Origin of the sequence: Rhizomonospora bruguierae, from assembly GCF_018397995.1 — a bacterium.
GTDB classification, from domain to species: domain Bacteria; phylum Actinomycetota; class Actinomycetes; order Mycobacteriales; family Micromonosporaceae; genus Rhizomonospora; species Rhizomonospora bruguierae.
Window position 1 is genome coordinate 25,226 of the sequence record NZ_BBQH01000011.1, and the last position, 16,239, is coordinate 41,464.

Consider the following 16,239-nt stretch of genomic DNA (forward strand, 5'->3'; position numbering starts at 1 on the left):
GAGGGGCCCCTCACCGCGTTTGGGCCCACCCGCCACGGGTAGGGCCTATGTCATGAGCGACCAATCCGACGGCGTCTGGCGGGACGAGCGGCGGCTGCCGCTCAGCGAACTGGACAAGGCGGTGGCCACCTCCGCGGGCGAGGGGCAGACCGACGACGTGACGGGCAGCGACGCGGGCGCCGAGGCGGCCTTCGGGCACGCGCCCGGGGTGGCGGGCGGCCCCGCCGAGGGCGGCCTGGACCTCGACGACGAGCCGCCCACCGGCGACCGGGACCCGGACCCGGACACCGAGCTGGGCCGGCGGCTGCGGCCCTCGACGACCGGCCGGACGGGCCCGAACTGACGCGGAGGAGGTAACCCCCGATGGACCCGACGACACCGGACATCGGGCTCGGCGTGCCGACGCCCGAGCTGTCCGACGACGCCCTGGTGCGCGAACTGTCCAGTGTGCACACCAGGCGCACCGACACCCTCCGGTTCGGCTCGTCCGATTCGCTGGTCAACAACAACCGGCGGATGGCGGAGCTGGAGGCGGAGTACCTGCGCCGCCACCCGGAGCGCGAGGTCGACCCGGGCCGGCTGCGGGAGGGCGCCCGCACCGGCGCCAACGAGGTCGGCCGCGAGGAGAACCTGGACGGGGTCGCGGAGGGCGCCTGGTAGACCGGATCACCGCGGCCCGGCGGCCGCGGCCGGGTCGGCCACGATGGCCGCCAGCTCACGCATGAACGGGGTGCCCGGTACGAAGTACCCGTCGTGCCCCGCCACGCCGTCGGTGTCGAGGCGGTTTCCGCCGAACCAGGTCCGCGCCGGGTTGGTGCCGTGGCCGAGGCCGAGCAGCCGAAGGTCCGGCAGCCAGCGGGTCCAGTCGCCGGGGGCGCTGCCGGTCCAGACCCGGGCGTCGCGGCCCGCGTGGTGGCCCAGCGCGTCGGCGTCGGCACCGTCCATGCCGGGACTGCCCAGCAGGACCAGATCGGTCACGCTCGCCGGCAGTCGGCCGGCCGCGTGCGCCAGCACCAGCGTCCCGTAGCTGTGTCCGATGAGGACGACGGAGGCGGACGGCCGGACCGCGGCCAGGCCGGCCAGGAAGCGCAGCAGCGCCTCGGCGCCGGCGACGGCCCGGTCCGAGCGGACGGCGGCCAACCCGATCCCCTCCGGCGGGTCGTACCCGAGCCAGGCGACCACCGCGAGCCCCGGGTCCCCCGCGGCGCCCCACACCTGCTCGGCCTGCCACTGCGGGGCACGCCGCAGCACGCCGCCGAGCCCGGTGGCGAAGTTCGCGGCGGTGGTGTCCACGCCCGGGATCAGCACGGCGACCCGGTCGGCGGTGGCCAGGTCCCCGACCACCTGGACCCGGCGCCCGTCCCCGCGCGGATCGTACGCGAGCACCTGCGGCCCCGCCGCCGCGTTGGCCGCGTACCGCAACGCGACCGGGGCCCCGTCGAGGTTGCCGACCACCCCGGGGAACCCGGCCACCAGCGAAGCCCGCTCGGCCGGCGACAGGCCGGCCAAGTACCGGGCTGCCTCGGCCGGCGCGGTGGTGGCCGGGTCCGGGCGGGACGGGTCGGCCAGCCAGCCGGCGACCCCGGGCAGCGGGGCCGGCACCGGCGCGGGCGCGAACGCCGCCACCGGGCGCAGCGCCGTCAGAAGCAGGGACGCGGCCAGCAGCCGCGCGAGCCAGGTCCTCATGACCGGGCAAGTTATGGAGCGGGTACCGGCCGGCGCGTCGCTCCACGGTGGTCATCCGACCCCGTACCGGGGTGCTACTCCCCCGGGTTCACCAGCCCACTCTCGTAGGCGACCACGACCGCCTGCGCCCGGTCCCGCAGGTCCAGCTTGGTGAGGACCCGGCTGACGTGCGTCTTGACGGTCTGCTCCGCGAGCACCAAGCCGGCCGCTATCTCCTGATTGGACTGTCCACGCGCGACCAGCCGGAGCACGTCCAACTCGCGCGGGGTCAGCGAGGCCAGTTCCGGCACCCGGCGCGGGCGCTGTGCCCGGCCGCGCGCGGCGTAGTCCGCGATGAGGCGCCTGGTCACCGAGGGCGCCAGCAGCGCGTCCCCGGCCGCCACCACCCGTACCGCGTGCACCAGTTCCGCGGCCGGCGCGTCCTTGAGCAGGAACCCGCTCGCCCCGGCGCGCAGCGCGGTGAACACGTACTCGTCCAGGTCGAACGTGGTGAGCATGAGCACCCGGGGCCGGTGGGCGCCGGGCGCCGTGGCCAGGATCCGCTCGGTCGCCGCCAGCCCGTCCAGCACCGGCATCCGCACGTCCATCAGCACCACGTCCGGGTCCCGCTCCCGGGCCAGCGCGACGCCCCGCGCTCCGTTCTCGGCGTCGCCGACCACCACGATGTCGGGCTGCGCCGTCAGCAGCGCACCGAAGCCCTCCCGGACCATCGCCTGGTCGTCGACGAGCAGGACCCGGATCACGCGCCCGCCGGCCCTGACGTCGCCGGTCCCGGTGTCGTCGGCAGCAGCGCGTGCACCTCGAAGCCGCCGTCACCGGTCGGCGTGGCGATCAGTTGGCCCTCCAGCATGGACACCCGCTCGCGCATCCCGCGCAGGCCGTGCCCGGCGCCACCGCCGGCCGGACCCGGCCGCCCCGGGCCGTTGACGACCCGGATCTCCAGCCGGTCGCCGTCGCGGCACACCACCACCCGGACCGGGGCGCCCGCGGCGTGCCGGGCCACGTTCGACAGCGCCTCCTGCACGATCCGGTACGCCGACACGTCCACCCCCGCCGGCAGGCCGGTCAGGTCGCCCTCCGTCTCCAGGGTCACCACGGCCCCGGCGTCGCGCGCCGACTCGGCCAGCGCCGGCAGGTCGTCCAGGCCGGGCTGGGGTGCCGTCGGCGCGGTGTCGTCCGCCTCGCTGCGCAGCACCCCGAGCAGCCGCCGCGTCTCGGTCAGCGACCGGCGCGCCGCCACGGCAATCTCCGCGAACTCGGTGCGCACCGGCTCCGGCAACTGCGCCCCGGCCAGCCGGTACGGTGCCGTCTCCGCCCGCACCGCGATCATCGACATGTGGTGCGCGACCACGTCGTGCAACTCCCGGGCGATCCGGGCCCGCTCGGTCAGCAGCGCCGAGCGCTCCTCCTCCTGCGCCAGTCGCCGCTGCGCCGACGCCCGCCGCGAGACCAGGTAGGGCACCGCCAGCAGCACCGCCACCAGCAGCACCATGCCCGGCCCGTTGCCCGGGGCCACGAACAGCAGGAACAGCAGCGCGGTGCTGGCGCCCACCCACAGCAGCACCGCCAGGTCGTGCCGGAACCCCACCGCGACCAGGATGGCGAGCAGCGCGATGAGGTGCCCGGCGCTCCAGGGGAACGTCAGCCACGGTCCCGGCCGGTCGAACAGGCTGACCGCGAGCGCGGCCGCGATGCAGACGCGCCAGGCCAGCAGGGTGCGGCGGGGCAGCAGGCCCAGCGACGCCACCCCGACCACGGACGCGATCACCCCGGCAGTGCTCATCCGCGCCCGCACGTCGGCCAGGGTCGCCAGCGACAGCAGGAACGCCACGATCGGCATGACCGTCGGCAGCGCGGCCCGCACCCGGCGCAACCGGCCGGCGGGCGGCGAGAGCGGCGGGTCGTCGCCCGTCACCACCGTCACCAGGGACCGCCAGGCCCCGCTACCGCTCACCGGACCAGGGTACGAGGCAAGATCGGCCGCCGTCGTGATACCCGGGTACTCAGTCCCGGTAGTACCTCGGTACCGCCTCAGTCCGTCAACAGGTCGACGAGGGTGCTCGCATTGCGCTGCGCGTAATCCGCGTAGCAGTTGTTCAGCAGCACGTGTGTCTGGCCGGTCGCGTCGCCGAGCGCGCGCAGCCTGGGCGCCCAGTCCTTCAGTTCACGCTCGCTGTACTCGTAGCCGAAGCGCTCGTAGATGTCACGGCTGTTCCACTTGTCGCTGTGCCCGTGGAAACGGACGACGGCCAGGTCCGAGGTGGCCTCCACCACCGGCGGCACCGACGACCTGTACCCCTGCGGCATGTCGACCACCACGTACGGCAGGTCGTGGCGGCGCAGGAACTCCATCGTCTCCGCGCGGTTGTCCCCGTCGAACCAGGTGGCGTTGCGGAACTCCACCGCCACCCGCAGCGGGCTGCACCGGTTCCGCACCTCGATGAGGTACTCCTTGTTCGCCCGCCGGATGGTGAACCAGGGCGGGAACTGGAACAGGATCACGCCCAGCTTGCCGGCCGCCACCAGCGGGTCCAGGGCGGACAGGAACCGGGTCCAGACCTCCTCGTACGCCTGCGGCGGCAGCGCGTCCGGGTAGATGTTCCTCTTGTCCGTCTCCGGGCGGAGATCCTTGTACAGCGCGGAGACCTTGGTGGGGTGCCCGGTCAGCAGGCTGAACGCCTTGATGTTGAAGACGAAGTGCGCGGGCGTGCGCTGCGCCCACAGCCTGGTGGTCTGCTCGGCCGGCGGCGAGTAATACGTGGAGTCGACCTCCACGAGCGGAAACCGCCGCGCGTAGTAGTTCAGCCGCTTCTCGGGGGTGTTGGCCGTTTCCGGGTACCAGCCGGAGGCGAGCAGCGTCCGGTCGGTCCAGGAGGCCGTGCCGACGAGGATCTCACCCACCCCGCCATCGTCCCGCCGGCCGGCCAGAACCGCAGCCGGGATAGGGTCCCGTGATGAAATTCGGACTGCTCGGCACCGGGTACTGGGCCGCCGAGACGCAGGGCAGGGCGCTGGCCGCGCACCCGGAGGCGGACCTGGTCGGGGTGTGGGGCCGCTCGGCGGAGAAGGCCGGCGCGCTGGCGGCGCGGTACGGCGCCCGCGCCTACGACCGCCCCGAGGCCCTGTTCGAGGACGTGGACGCGGTCGCCATCGCGCTCCCGCCGGACGTGCAGGCCGACCTGGCCGCCCGGGCCGCCGAGGCGGGCCGGCACCTGCTGCTGGACAAGCCGGTCGCGCTGACCGTCGAGGCCGCGGACCGGGTCGTGGCCGCCACCGAGCGCAACGGACTGGCCTCGGTGGTGTTCTTCACCCGCCGCTTCCAGCCCGCGGTCGAGGCGTTCATCGCCGACTGCGTGGCCAACGGCCCGTGGGACGGGGTGAGCGCGAACCAGTTCGCCGCCATCTTCCAGCCCGGCAACCCGTACGCCGAGTCGCCGTGGCGGCGCCACAAGGGCGGGCTGTGGGACATCGGCCCGCACGCCCTGGCGGTGATCCTGCCGATCCTCGGCCCGGTGGCCGAGGTCTGCGCGGTGCGGGGCCCCCGCGACACCACCCACGTGCTGCTACGCCACGCCTCCGGAGCGGCCGGCACCATGTCGCTGACCCTGGACGCCCCGCCCGCCGCCACCGAGCGCGAGTTCGTGTTCTTCGGCGAGCGCGGCCTGGCCCGGGTACCGGCCGGGGACCGCACCTCGGTCGCGGCCTTCGGCGCGGCGATCGACGCCCTGATCGCGGACGCCGCCGCCCGCCGTACCGACCACCCGTGCGGGGTGCGGTTCGGCCGCGAGGTGGTGGCGGTCCTGGCCGCCGCCGAACGCTCCCGCGACTCCGGCCGCGTGGAACGCCCCTGACCCGGGGCTTGCCGGCCCGGGCGGCGCCGCCCGGCGCGGGGCGGACCCCCGGAACGGGCAGCCCGGGGTCAGCGGGCCAGGCGGGCCAGGAACGCGGAGGCACCGGCGATGGCCAGGACGGTGGCGCCGGCCAGGACGCTGAAGTCCAGCGGCAGCCGGGCGGGCACCCCGAGGAGCAGCCCGCGCAGCGCCTCAACCTGGTAGCTGAGCGGGTTCACGTGGTTGATGACCTGGAGCCAGCCGGGCATCAGCGCCACCGGGTACAGCGCGTTGGAGGCGAAGAACAGCGGCATCATGATCGCCTGGCCGATGCCCATCATCCGGTCCCGGGACAGCACCAGCCCCGCGATCGTGATGGACAGGCAGCAGAAGAAGGCCGCGCCCAGCAGCACGACCACCACCACGCCGGCCAGGCGCAACGGGTTCATAGTCAGGTGCACGCCGAGCACGAGGGCCAGCACGAACACCACCACCGCCTGGGCCAGCGCGCGCACGCCGGCCGCGAACGCCTTCCCGGTGACCAGCGCGGAGCGCGGCGTCGGCGTGACCATGAGCTTGGCCAGCACCCCGGCGTCCCGCTCCCAGATGATCTGGATGCCGTAGAAGATGGACACGAACAGGGCGGACTGGGCCAGCACGCCCGGCGCGAGGTAGTCCAGGTAGGGCACGTCCCCGGTGGGGATGGCCCGGATCCGGGTGAACGTCGTACCGAAGATCACCAGCCACAGGCACGGCTGGATCGCCCGGGTGACCAGTTCGGTCCGGTCGTGGCTGAGCTTCTGCAGTTCGACCAGGCACATCGCGGCGACCCGGGACAGCAGCGTGCGCGGTCCGATCCGGCGGTCGACCGCGGCGTCAGCCCAGGCGGCCGGCGGTGCGGCGGGCGGCGCGGACATCGCGGATCCCTCCCTTCTCGGTCTCGACCGGCTCACCGGAGTAGGCGCGGAACACGTCGTCCAGGCTGGTCCCGGCGCCGTCCAGGCCGGCGATCAACTCGGCCGGCGTGCCGAGCGCACCCACCCGGCCCCGGTGCATGAGCGCCACCCGGTCGCAGGACTGCTCCGCCTCGTCCATGTAGTGGGTCGTCACCAGCACGGTCATGCCGGTCTCGGCGCGCACGGCGGTGATCCGCTCCCACACGCCGGCCCGGGCGACCGGGTCCAGGCCGATCGTGGGCTCGTCGAGGATCAGCAGCCGAGGCGCGCTGACCAGCGCCTGCGCCAGTTCCAGCCGCCGGATCATGCCGCCCGAGTAGGTGGCCGCCCGGCGTCCGGCCACATCGGACAGGCCCATCATCGCCAGCGCGCCGTCCACCGCGGCCCGCCGCTGCCCCCGCGGCACGTCGAACAGGCGCGCGAACAGCGCCACGTTCTCCGCGCCGGTCAGCGCGGCATCGGCGGACAACTGCTGCGGCACGTACCCGATGAGCCGGCGCACGGCCATCCGCCGCCGCGCCACGTCCCGGCCGAACACCGAGATCACACCCGGGGGTACCGGCAGCAGCGCGATGATCGCGCGGATCGTGGTGGTCTTGCCGGCCCCGTTCGGGCCGAGCAGCCCGAAGATCTCCCCCGCCCGGACGGTCAGGTCGGCGCCGTCCACCGCCACCGTGGCACCGAACCGGTACCGCAGGCCGCGGCACCGCACGGCATCGTCGCTCATGGTCTTCCTCCCACCGCGCTGTCGAGGATGCCGCCGGCGTCGGTGCCGCCCTGGCCGCTCCCGTGGGCCCCACCGTCAGTCCCGCCGTAGCCGGCAGAGGTGGCACCCTCCGACTCGCCCACCTCGGCCAGGAGGCGGCGCAGGGCCGGGAGGGCGGCGGCGATGGCGGCCGGGTCGGCCGGGTCGGCGCGGTCGAGCGCGGCGCCGAGCAGGGCCGCCCGGGCGGTGCGCCAGGCGTCGAGGCGGGCACGGGCGGCGGCGGTGAGGGTGAGCCGCGCGGCCCGGCGGTCGGCGGGATCGTTCTCCCGGCGCAGCATGCCGTTCTCGACCAGCGTGTTGACCAGGGTGCTGACCGAGTTCCCGGCCAGGTGCAGGTGCCGGGCCGCCGCCGAGACCCCGATGCCGGGCCGCTGCTCGACCACGATCAGCAACTCGCGCTGGGCCTCGGGCAGCCGTGGACCGGGCACGGTGCCGGCCAGCCGCCGGCGGGACACCCGGCGCAGGCCGGCGGCCAGCCGCATCAACTCGCCGATCAGTTCCTCGCTCGCCACCCCGGAAAAATACCTCGCACACAGAGGTATCTCCTAACGGCGGCCGACCGTGACGCTTCCCACGCCCGCCGGGAACCGCGCTCGGCGCTACTCGCCGAGGGAACGGCGGCCGCGCTTGAGCTCGCCACGGCGGCGCTTGGACTCCAATCGCCGCTGCACGGCACCCTTCGAGGGCCGGGTGGCCCGGCGCGAGGGCGGCGGCGGGGCCAGCGCCTCGGCGACGAGGGCGGCCAGGCGGGCCTCGGCGGCCCGGCGGTTCTGCAACTGGGCGCGGTGCTCGGCGGCCACGACCGTGACGACGCCGTCGACGAGGCGGCTGCCCAGCCGCTCCAGGGCCCGCTCGCGCAGCCGCTGCGGCAGGGCCCGGCTGCGGGCCACGTCCCAGCTCAGCTCGACCCGGGAGTCGGCCGTGTTGACGGACTGGCCGCCAGGGCCGCTGGAGCGGGAGAAGCGCCAGGACAGTTCCGCCCGCGGGATCGCGAACGACCCGCGCACGCGCAGCGGCTCACTCACGGGTGGCGGATCTGGCGGCGGGGGCGCTCAGCGCGCCTCGTCGCGGCCCAGCCGGCGGGCCGCGTCGTCGGCCAGGATGACCGTGGCGACCATCATGCCGACGCACACGGAGAACAGCCACGACGCGTCGGCCAGCAGCCGGGCCGAGACCGGCGCCTGGGCCGCGAGCAACACGAAGGCGAGCCACGCGAACCGGCGCTGGCGGGCGGTGAGAAGACCGGGGCCTGAACGCATCCGCAAATAATGCCGGAAACCGGGCGGAGTCGACCGTAGTACGAACGGCCAGACTCCGCCTGGTCCGACCGGGCACGGGCCGAGCCGTCCACAATGTGGACCCCTCGGCCGGCGCGCGGGTCAGGCCGCACGCCGCTCGCCCACCTGCTTGCATGCCACGCACGAGGTCGCGGACGGGAACACCTCCAGGCGCTCCACCGGGATGGGCTCGCCACACCCCTCGCACATGCCGTAGCCGCCATCGTCCAGCCGTTGCAGCGCCAGCTCCACCTGGCCGCGCCGCTCGGCGATGCTGCGCAGCAGGGACAGCTCCCACGCCTGCTCCGCCGTCTTCGCACCGGTGTCCGCCTCGTCGTCGCCGGCCGCGTCCAACTGGTGCTGCGAGCGGACCAACTGGTGGTCGGCCAGCGCCCGCTCGTACTCCCCGCGCAGCTCCTCGTGCCGGCCGAGCAGCAGCTGCCGGATCCGGTCGGTGTCCGCGGCGCTGCGCGCGCGCCCCGTGCCGGCCGGATGGACCGGACGGACCGGATGCGGCTGGGTGGGGGTGCGGGCGACGGTAGCGCCGGCCGCGGTCGGCACCGCGGTGGTGTTGTCAAGCATAGGTACCGGACCCTTCATCCAGTGCCCGCCGCCACCGCTTTCGCCAGCGGCCGCGGGGGCTTTGCTGCCTGTCGTGAGCCGCCCTGTTACCCGCTGCCCTCCGGCCCGAAACCGCCGCACGGAGCCGCGGTGCGGACACGCCTCGACGAGGCCGGCGGCAGCCGGGCGTGTCCGCCGGTTTCCCGGTTCCGCCTCTTCCCAGGGCAGGTGGGGGTTGCGTATTCTGTCCGAAGCGCTCCCATCGACGGTCATTAGTGCCGGGCGGGGCCGGCGCGCCGCGGGCGAGCGGCGACCGGCCCGCCGCACACCGGCCGCCGCGGGAGTTTTCCTTTGCGGGTACCGGCTCGCGGGTTCCGGCACGCGTCACCGCGCATCGTGCGACACATCCGCCAGCGCCGGCGACGCAGCCCCCACCAGTGGACCTGCGGTCCACCCGCGAAAGGACAGCAATGCGCAGACGATCAGCCGCGACCGTCGCCGCCCTGGCCGCGACCGTCGCCGCCGCGGCGGCGGTGGCCGTGGGCATTCTCCAGCCCCAGTCCGCGTCGGCCGCCGACTCGGTGTTCTACGTGGACCCGGAAACCGCCGCCGCCAAGTGGGTCGCGGCCAACCCGAACGACCCGAAGACCCCGGTGATCCGGGACCGCATCGCCAACGTCCCGCAGGCACGGTGGTTCACCACCACCAACACGTCCACCGTTCGCGCGCAGGTCGACGCGTTCGTCGGCGCGGCCGCCGCGGCCGGGAAGATCCCGATCATGGTGGTCTACGACATCCCGAACCGGGACTGCAGCGGCGCCAGCAGCGGCGGCGCCCCGGACCACGCCAGCTACCGGGCCTGGATCGACCAGGTGGCGGCCGGGCTCAACGGCCGCGCGGCGACCATCATCCTGGAGCCGGACGTGCTCGCGCAGATGAGCAACTGCCTCAACGCCAGCCAGCAGAACGACGTCAAGGCGTCCATGGCGTACGCGGGCAAGAAGCTGAAGGCGGCGTCCAGCCAGGCGAAGGTCTACTTCGACGCGGCGCACTCGGCGTGGCTGTCCGCCTCGGACATGGCGTCCCGGCTGGTCGGCGCGGACATCGCGAACAGCGCGGACGGCATCTCGGTCAACGTGTCCAACTACCGGGCCAACTCGGAGCTGATCCCGTACGCCAAGTCGGTCATCCAGGCCACCGGCGTGTCCCGGCTGAAGGCGGTCATCGACAGCAGCCGCAACGGCAACGGGCCGGCCGGCTCCGAGTGGTGCGACCCGGCGGGCCGCGCCATCGGCATCCCGAGCACCAACCAGACCGGTGACTCGGCGATTGACGCGTACCTGTGGATCAAGCTGCCGGGCGAGGCGGACGGCTGCCTCGCCGGCGCCGGCCAGTTCGTCCCGCAGCGGGCGTACGACCTGGCGATCGCCGCCGGTGCGACCAACCCGCCGACCCAGCAGCCCACCCAGACGCCCACGCAGCGGCCCACCACCCAGCCACCGACCCAGCAGCCCACCACCCAACCGCCGACCCAGCAGCCCACCACCAAGCCGCCCACGACCCAGCCACCCACGACCCAGCCACCGGCCGGTAGCTGCCGGGTGGTGTGGACGCCGAACATCTGGCCGGGCGGGTTCACCGCGGACCTGACGATCACCAACGGGGGCGCGGCGGTGACCTCCTGGACGCTGACGTTCTCGCTGGGCAACTCGGCCCAGCTCACCACCGGCTGGAACGGCACCTGGAGCCAGTCCGGCGGCCAGTTCACCGCCACGAACGCGGCGTGGAACGGCCCGCTGGGCAGCGGCGCCTCGGTGACGATCGGCCTGCAGGGCACCTACAGCGGTACGACGCTCGCCCCGCCGACCAACTTCGCCTTCAACGGGCGGGCCTGCACCTGACCGGCCCAATGGTGAGGGCCGGGCGTCACCGCCCGGCCCTCACCCGTACGTCAACTCGCCCGCCTCGATCGCCGCGGTCAACCGGTTCTCCGCCGGCGCCAGCGGGCACGCCCAGCGGTCGTCGTACGCGCAACTCGGGTTGTACGCGTAGTTGAAATCCAGGCGCACCCGACGGCCGGGCAGCGGCACGACGCCGCGCCCGAAGGTGCCCTTCACCGTGTCGGTGAGGTAGCGACCCGCCCCGTACGTGGTGGCCCCGCTGGTACCGTCGCGGAACGGCAGGAACAGACCACCGCCGTACGCCTCGATCCAGAACAGCGTGAGCGGGCCGAACGGCGTGCCGGCGACGCCGACCCGGCGGTACCGGACCGGGCCGTCCGGGCCGCCGGTGTCGATGGTCAGCGTGCCGGAGGCGGGAGCCAGCGGCACCTCGACCACGGCAGACGGGGCGGGCGGGTGGTAGCGCAGGCCGGTGAAGCCGGGGCGGACCCCGGGCGGGATGGGCGACTGTGGATGGCCGGTGAACAGCTCATCCCGGCCGGCACGGAAGCCGGCCAGGTCGGCGCCGGACAGGTACAGCCGCGCGACCCGCTCCCGCCAGTCCGCCAGGTCGAGATCGTCCACGCGCCCACGGTACCGCCCGCTACGAGGCGATCAGGATGATGACGATCACGCCGATGAGCACCAGCAGGGCGGTCGAGACCATCAGGCCCGATCCCCCGTCGAGCAGCGGGGCGGCCGTCTTCTCCGCCTCGGCGGCCGGGATGATCTCGGTGGTCATGGCGGTTCTCCTTCGCCTGAGGGATGGGGCTGACGGTGGGCGTCCGACCCGGCGGATCGCTCTTGGCGTGCCGCTCGCGGTGCCGTCCGCCCGCATCGGGCCGGGGGCGCCCGTCGACCTCTTGGGGGGTGACCGATCTCGATCGGGGGGGGTGGTTCCTGACCGCCGGGGAGCGGGACGACCCCGCACCCGGTCTACCCGCTTCGTACCCGCCTGGCGCACCGGCAATCACGCCACCGCGGCGCGTTGCTCTGCTTCCCGACAGGCACCTCCCGCGCGGGCCAACTGGGGCGGGAGGTAACCCTCGACCGCTGGACAGGGTCCGAAAGTCGGGAGGCACCACAAGTCCAAGATCGTGCGGGATCGGGTGGCGGCGTTTGGCGGTCGCCCGCTGCGGGCACGGGAGGATGAGCGGTGGGGTGAACTGGAGGAGGAGACGATGCTCGGAACCCACGGGACAACGAAGGCCGAGAAGATCGCCCGATCGGTCTCGAAGGCCACCGGGGTCGCGGACGTCGGCGAGCAAGTCGGCGCGGTGAAGGACGAGGCCCGCCGGCGCACCACGGCGGCGCTGAACGCGCTGTCCGGCCGCCGCCCGGCTCCCCCGTTGAGCATGCTGCTCGCCGCCACCGCGGCCGGCCTGGCGATCGGCTGGGTCGCGGCGACCGCGCTCCGGCGCGCGATGGCGGCCCGGAACGCGACGGTGGAGCCGGTGTACGGCGTCGCCGAGGTCGAGGAACCGATCGAACCGCTGCGCTGACGGCGGCGGGCACGGGGCCAGGGACGGGCGCGCGCGGCGCACCCGTCCCCTAACCGAGCAGCCGCTTCTGGACCTTCCCCATCGCGTTGCGGGGCAGATCGTCCAGGAATCGCACCCGGCGCGGCCGCTTGTGGACCGCCAGGTCCGCCGCCACGTACGAGATCAGATCCGACTCGCCGACCCCGTCCGCGACCACGTACGCCACGATCTCCTGCCCGAGGTCCGGGTGCGGGGCGCCGACCACGGCGGCCTGGCGCACCGCCGGGTGGGCCAGCAGCGCCTCCTCCACCTCGCCGGCCCCGATCCGGTACCCGCCGCTCTTGATGAGGTCGGTGGACGAGCGCCCGACCACGCGGTGCACCCCGGCCGCGTCCACGGTGACCACGTCGCCGGTGCGGAACCAGCCGTCCGCGGTGTGCGCCGCGGCGGTGGCGTCGGGCCGGTTGAGGTACCCATTGAACAGGGTCGGGCCGCGCACCTCCAGCTCGCCGAGGGAGTCGGGCGGCAGCGGCGCGCCGGTGTCGTCCACGACCCGGGTCTGGATGCCGGTGACCGGCGTGCCGACCGCGCCGGCCAGCCGGGCGCCATCCGCCCGCGCGCTGAGCGTGATGAGCGTCTCGGTCATGCCGTAGCGCTCGATGGGCCGCTGGCCGGTCAACTCCTCCAGGGCCAGGCACGTCGCGCCGGGCAGGGCGGCGCTGCCGGAAACGAGCAGGCGCGCCCGGCGCAGGGCCCGGGCGGCGGGCGGGTCCGCCGCGACCCGACCCCAGACCGTGGGTACTCCAAAGTAGAGGGTTCCGCCGGCCGAGGCGTAGGCCCGCGGGGTGGGCCGGCCGGTGTGCACCAGCCGGGAGCCGATACGCAGCGCACCGAGCACCCCGAGGACGAGCCCGTGGACGTGGTACAGCGGCAGCCCGTGCACGAGGGTGTCGGCCGCCGTCCACGACCACGCCCCGGCGAGCGCGTCGAGGTCGGCGGCGATCGCACCGGGTCCGATCAGGGCGCCCTTCGGCGGGCCGGTCGTGCCGCTGGTGTAGAGGATGAGGGCCGCATCGGGCGGGGTCGGCGCCGGCGCGGGGAGCGGATCGGCCGCGCCGAAGAACAGGCCGGGCCGGGCGTCCGCGAGAATGTGCGCCCGCTCCCGGGGGCCGGCGTCGGGCGCGACCGGCACGACCGGGACGCCGGCCAGCAGCCCGGCGACGACGGCCACCACCGTGTCCACTGTGGGCGTTGCGAGCACCGCGACGGCGGGCGCGCCCGCGAGGCGTTCGGCGAGCGTCCCCGCCCGATCCGCCAACTGGGACCACGACAGGGTCCGGTCGCCCACCCGTACCGCCTCGGGATGGTCGCCGAACGCACCGGTCAGGGCGGGAAGCAGCGCGTCCACGGCATGAAGGGTAGGCCGTGCGGAAACCTAGACGGCTTCGCGGGGGACCCCGGTGGGGGCGCCGGTGCGCTGCGCCGGTACCCGCACCGGGTCCGGGAGGCCGGTCAACTCGGCGACCCCGGCGCGGTCCACGGCCACGTCGATGGGCACGCCGGCCACGCGTAGGCCCCGCGCCGCCACCGCGCCGAGCGGGGCGCCCGGCAGCGGTGCCAGGCGCACGGTGCCGGCCGGCACGTCCGGCGTCACGCCGAGGGCGACGTTGAGCAGCACGATGGCGGACGCGGCGGACCACGCCTGCGGCCGGCACGCCGCCGGGTACGGCACCGGGCGGGGCAGGTCCAGGCGGGCGTCGCCGGCGTGCAGTTCGGGCAGGCGGTAGTCGAACGCCTCGGCGGCGGCGAGCAGCCCGCCGGCGAGCCGGGCGGCGACCTCGGCGTGCCCGGCCGCCGCGAGCCGGCCCAGGACGATGGCGGTGTCGTGGGTCCAGACCGAGCCGCAGTGGTACGACATCGGGCTGTACCCGCCCGCCCGGCCGGACATCGTACGCAGCCCGAACCCGCCCGCCATGTCCGGTTCGGCGAGCCGGGCGGCGACCCGGGCCTCCTCCTCGGCGGTCAGCAGACCGGTGCCCAGCAGGTGGCCGATGTTGCTGGTCAGCGCGTCGACCGGGTGCTTGTCCCGGTCCAGGGCAAGGGCCGGGTACCCGCCGTCGACCCAGAACCGGGCGCGGAACCGGTCGTTCAACTCCGCCGCGTAGGCGCGCCAGCGGTCGCCGCCGGGGCGGTCGAACGCGTCCAGCAGCGCGGCGCCGTGCAGGGCCGCCTCGTGCGCGTACCCCTGCACCTCGCACAGCGCGATCGGCGGCGCCGCCCGGCGCCCGTCCGCGAACCGGACCGCGTCGCCGGAGTCCTTCCAGCCCTGGTTGGCCAGCCCGTGCCCGGACTCGTCGATGTACTCGACGAAGCCGTCCCCGTCCGGGTCGGCGTACCCGGCCAGCCAGCCGAGCGCGGCCTCCAGGTGCGGCAGCAGCTCGCGGACCTCGGCCGGTGGCATGCCCCAGCGCCAGGCGTCGTGCAGCAGGCTGATCCACAGCAGGGTGGCGTCCACCGTGCCGTAGTAGGTGGCGGGCAGCCGGATCTCACCGCCGCCGCCGCGGGGCGCGAACACCTCGAAGTCGCCCCGGCGCAGCTCATGCATGATCTTGCCGGGCGCCTCGCCGGTGGCCGGGTCGCGCCGGCGCCCCTGCCGCGCGGCCAGCACGCGCAGGGTCCCGGCGGCGATCCCGGTGCCCAGCGGCAGCATCATCCGGGCCGCCCACAGGCTGTCCCGCCCGAACAGCGTGAGGAACCACGGCACGCCGGCGCCGAGGAACGTGTCGCCGGGCCGGTCGGCGGGGGTCAGCCGCAGCGATTCCAGGTCGTCCAGCGACCGCTCGATCAGGCGCACCAGGCGGGCGTCGTCGGCCACCACCGCCGGGCGGCTCCACTCGACCGGCCGCACCGGCGGCAGCACGACGGCGTGCTTGTCCGCGATCCGCAGGCCCCAGGCGAGCGTGGCGCTGCCCCGGGCGGGAAGCTCGACGATCCACGTCAGGCGGGCGATGCCCTCGGCGCCGCCGGCGAGCGCGACCCGCGCCTCGCCCGGATCGAGGGTGACGTCCACGCCGTCGGAGTGCCAGCACAGCGCGCCGCTCTGGTCGCGGGTGGGCGGCACCGGCGCGCGCCCGTCCGCGCGCCCCGCCTTGACCTCGGAGACCGGGGTCAGGTCGCAGGCCACGTCCAGGGTGACGGTGGCGCGGATCGGATCGGCGGCGGTGGACACCACCTCGACCCGCTCGGCGAGGCCGTCACCGCGCGCCCGCCGGTGGCGCAGCACCCGCACCGTCGGGTCGGGTCCGGGGTCACCGAGGCGGCGGGCGAGCCCGACGAAGACGGCCCGGCCGGGCCCGTGCGGCGCGTGCATGATCGGCTCGGGCTCGTCGCCGTCGACCCGCAGCAGCGCCAGGCTGAGCGCCCGCAGGTCGGCGTGGAAGACGCCCTGCACGCCGGCCGGGCGGATCTGGCCGTCCGGGCCGCCGAGCGCGGTGGTCGGCGCGGTGGTCGTCGACACGAGCGCGTTCAGCAGCGGCTGGAGGTACCGGTGCACGCCCGTCGATGCCGACGTTTCACTCTCTGTCGACGTCATGACAACTCCTCGCATCGACCGGGTTCGTGGCCGGGCTAGTGACCGGGGCAAGCATGTCTCACCTTGGTAGCACCGCTTGACACGAGACTGGCGGCGCGGGAAAGTTCGAAACACCCCGGCAACTTGAACGATCCAATGATGACGGACCGG

19 protein-coding genes are annotated in these 16,239 nt (G+C 74.9%); 5 read left to right on the plus strand and 14 right to left on the minus strand.

Going from position 1 to position 16,239, the window contains the following annotated elements; all coding sequences use genetic code 11:
• Positions 1-52: 52 nt before the first annotated feature.
• Positions 53-343: a hypothetical protein gene (locus KJS59_RS02050; RefSeq protein ID WP_213450506.1), complete on the plus strand. Its 291-nt coding sequence runs from the start codon at positions 53-55 to the stop codon at positions 341-343.
• Between the two features lie 20 nt (positions 344-363).
• The gene (locus KJS59_RS02055; protein WP_213450507.1) at positions 364-660 is read left to right on the plus strand and encodes a DUF6158 family protein; all 297 of its coding nucleotides are present in this window, start codon (positions 364-366) and stop codon (positions 658-660) included.
• A 6-nt stretch (positions 661-666) separates the two neighbouring features.
• Here the strand turns inward: KJS59_RS02055 and KJS59_RS02060 are convergent, their stop codons facing one another.
• The 4 genes from KJS59_RS02060 to KJS59_RS02075 form a co-directional block, all read right to left on the minus strand.
• Positions 667-1,686 (minus strand): alpha/beta hydrolase, encoded by a 1,020-nt coding sequence (locus KJS59_RS02060; RefSeq protein WP_213450508.1) that lies wholly within the window; start codon positions 1,684-1,686, stop codon positions 667-669.
• A 74-nt stretch (positions 1,687-1,760) separates the two neighbouring features.
• On the minus strand, positions 1,761-2,429 hold the full coding sequence (locus KJS59_RS02065) for a response regulator (RefSeq protein WP_213450509.1): 669 nt from the start codon (positions 2,427-2,429) through the stop codon (positions 1,761-1,763).
• On the minus strand, positions 2,426-3,640 hold the full coding sequence (locus KJS59_RS02070; RefSeq protein ID WP_213450510.1) for a sensor histidine kinase: 1,215 nt from the start codon (positions 3,638-3,640) through the stop codon (positions 2,426-2,428). The genes KJS59_RS02065 and KJS59_RS02070 overlap by 4 nt, the downstream gene beginning before the upstream one ends.
• Positions 3,641-3,717: 77 nt before the next feature.
• Positions 3,718-4,587, minus strand: a complete 870-nt coding sequence (locus KJS59_RS02075) for a DUF72 domain-containing protein (RefSeq protein ID WP_213450511.1) — start codon at positions 4,585-4,587, stop codon at positions 3,718-3,720.
• A 50-nt stretch (positions 4,588-4,637) separates the two neighbouring features.
• Here KJS59_RS02075 and KJS59_RS02080 point away from each other — a divergent pair, with 50 nt between their 5' ends.
• Positions 4,638-5,537: a Gfo/Idh/MocA family protein gene (locus KJS59_RS02080; protein ID WP_213450512.1), complete on the plus strand. Its 900-nt coding sequence runs from the start codon at positions 4,638-4,640 to the stop codon at positions 5,535-5,537.
• A 68-nt stretch (positions 5,538-5,605) separates the two neighbouring features.
• On the opposite strand, the gene KJS59_RS02085 is transcribed toward KJS59_RS02080, so the two are convergent.
• From KJS59_RS02085 to KJS59_RS02110, 6 genes are all read right to left on the minus strand, one after another.
• Positions 5,606-6,433, minus strand: coding sequence for an ABC transporter permease (locus KJS59_RS02085; protein WP_213450513.1), 828 nt, complete (start codon positions 6,431-6,433; stop codon positions 5,606-5,608).
• Positions 6,393-7,199, minus strand: a complete 807-nt coding sequence (locus KJS59_RS02090) for an ABC transporter ATP-binding protein (protein WP_213450514.1) — start codon at positions 7,197-7,199, stop codon at positions 6,393-6,395. The genes KJS59_RS02085 and KJS59_RS02090 overlap by 41 nt, the downstream gene beginning before the upstream one ends.
• A complete protein-coding gene (locus KJS59_RS02095; protein WP_249713795.1) occupies positions 7,196-7,750 on the minus strand; it encodes a MarR family winged helix-turn-helix transcriptional regulator in 555 nt (184 codons plus the stop codon). The genes KJS59_RS02090 and KJS59_RS02095 overlap by 4 nt, the downstream gene beginning before the upstream one ends.
• Before the next feature lie 87 nt (positions 7,751-7,837).
• Positions 7,838-8,263: an alternative ribosome rescue aminoacyl-tRNA hydrolase ArfB gene (gene arfB / locus KJS59_RS02100; RefSeq protein WP_213450515.1), complete on the minus strand. Its 426-nt coding sequence runs from the start codon at positions 8,261-8,263 to the stop codon at positions 7,838-7,840.
• A gap of 27 nt (positions 8,264-8,290) precedes the next feature.
• The gene (locus tag KJS59_RS02105) at positions 8,291-8,497 is read right to left on the minus strand and encodes a hypothetical protein (protein ID WP_213450516.1); all 207 of its coding nucleotides are present in this window, start codon (positions 8,495-8,497) and stop codon (positions 8,291-8,293) included.
• 120 nt (positions 8,498-8,617) lie between these two features.
• The gene (locus KJS59_RS02110) at positions 8,618-9,097 is read right to left on the minus strand and encodes a TraR/DksA family transcriptional regulator (RefSeq protein ID WP_213450517.1); all 480 of its coding nucleotides are present in this window, start codon (positions 9,095-9,097) and stop codon (positions 8,618-8,620) included.
• A 449-nt stretch (positions 9,098-9,546) separates the two neighbouring features.
• Between KJS59_RS02110 and KJS59_RS02115 the strand changes: the two genes are divergently transcribed.
• The gene (locus KJS59_RS02115) at positions 9,547-10,977 is read left to right on the plus strand and encodes a glycoside hydrolase family 6 protein (RefSeq protein WP_213450518.1); all 1,431 of its coding nucleotides are present in this window, start codon (positions 9,547-9,549) and stop codon (positions 10,975-10,977) included.
• A 39-nt stretch (positions 10,978-11,016) separates the two neighbouring features.
• Here KJS59_RS02115 and KJS59_RS02120 read toward each other — a convergent pair whose 3' ends face one another.
• Entirely contained in the window at positions 11,017-11,601 is a 585-nt protein-coding gene (locus KJS59_RS02120) for a DUF1684 domain-containing protein (protein ID WP_213450519.1), read from the minus strand.
• A 19-nt stretch (positions 11,602-11,620) separates the two neighbouring features.
• Positions 11,621-11,758 carry a hypothetical protein gene (locus KJS59_RS02125; protein WP_213450520.1) on the minus strand — a complete coding sequence of 46 codons (138 nt, stop codon included), beginning with the start codon at positions 11,756-11,758 and terminating at the stop codon, positions 11,621-11,623.
• 439 nt (positions 11,759-12,197) lie between these two features.
• Between KJS59_RS02125 and KJS59_RS02130 the strand changes: the two genes are divergently transcribed.
• A complete protein-coding gene (locus KJS59_RS02130) occupies positions 12,198-12,518 on the plus strand; it encodes a hypothetical protein (protein WP_213450521.1) in 321 nt (106 codons plus the stop codon).
• A gap of 49 nt (positions 12,519-12,567) precedes the next feature.
• Here KJS59_RS02130 and KJS59_RS02135 read toward each other — a convergent pair whose 3' ends face one another.
• Both KJS59_RS02135 and KJS59_RS02140 read right to left on the minus strand, forming a co-directional pair.
• Positions 12,568-13,905 carry an AMP-binding protein gene (locus KJS59_RS02135; RefSeq protein WP_249713796.1) on the minus strand — a complete coding sequence of 446 codons (1,338 nt, stop codon included), beginning with the start codon at positions 13,903-13,905 and terminating at the stop codon, positions 12,568-12,570.
• 27 nt (positions 13,906-13,932) lie between these two features.
• Complete coding sequence (locus tag KJS59_RS02140) at positions 13,933-16,089, minus strand: glycogen debranching N-terminal domain-containing protein (protein WP_213450522.1); 2,157 nt, start codon at positions 16,087-16,089, stop codon at positions 13,933-13,935.
• Positions 16,090-16,239 lie beyond the last annotated feature (150 nt).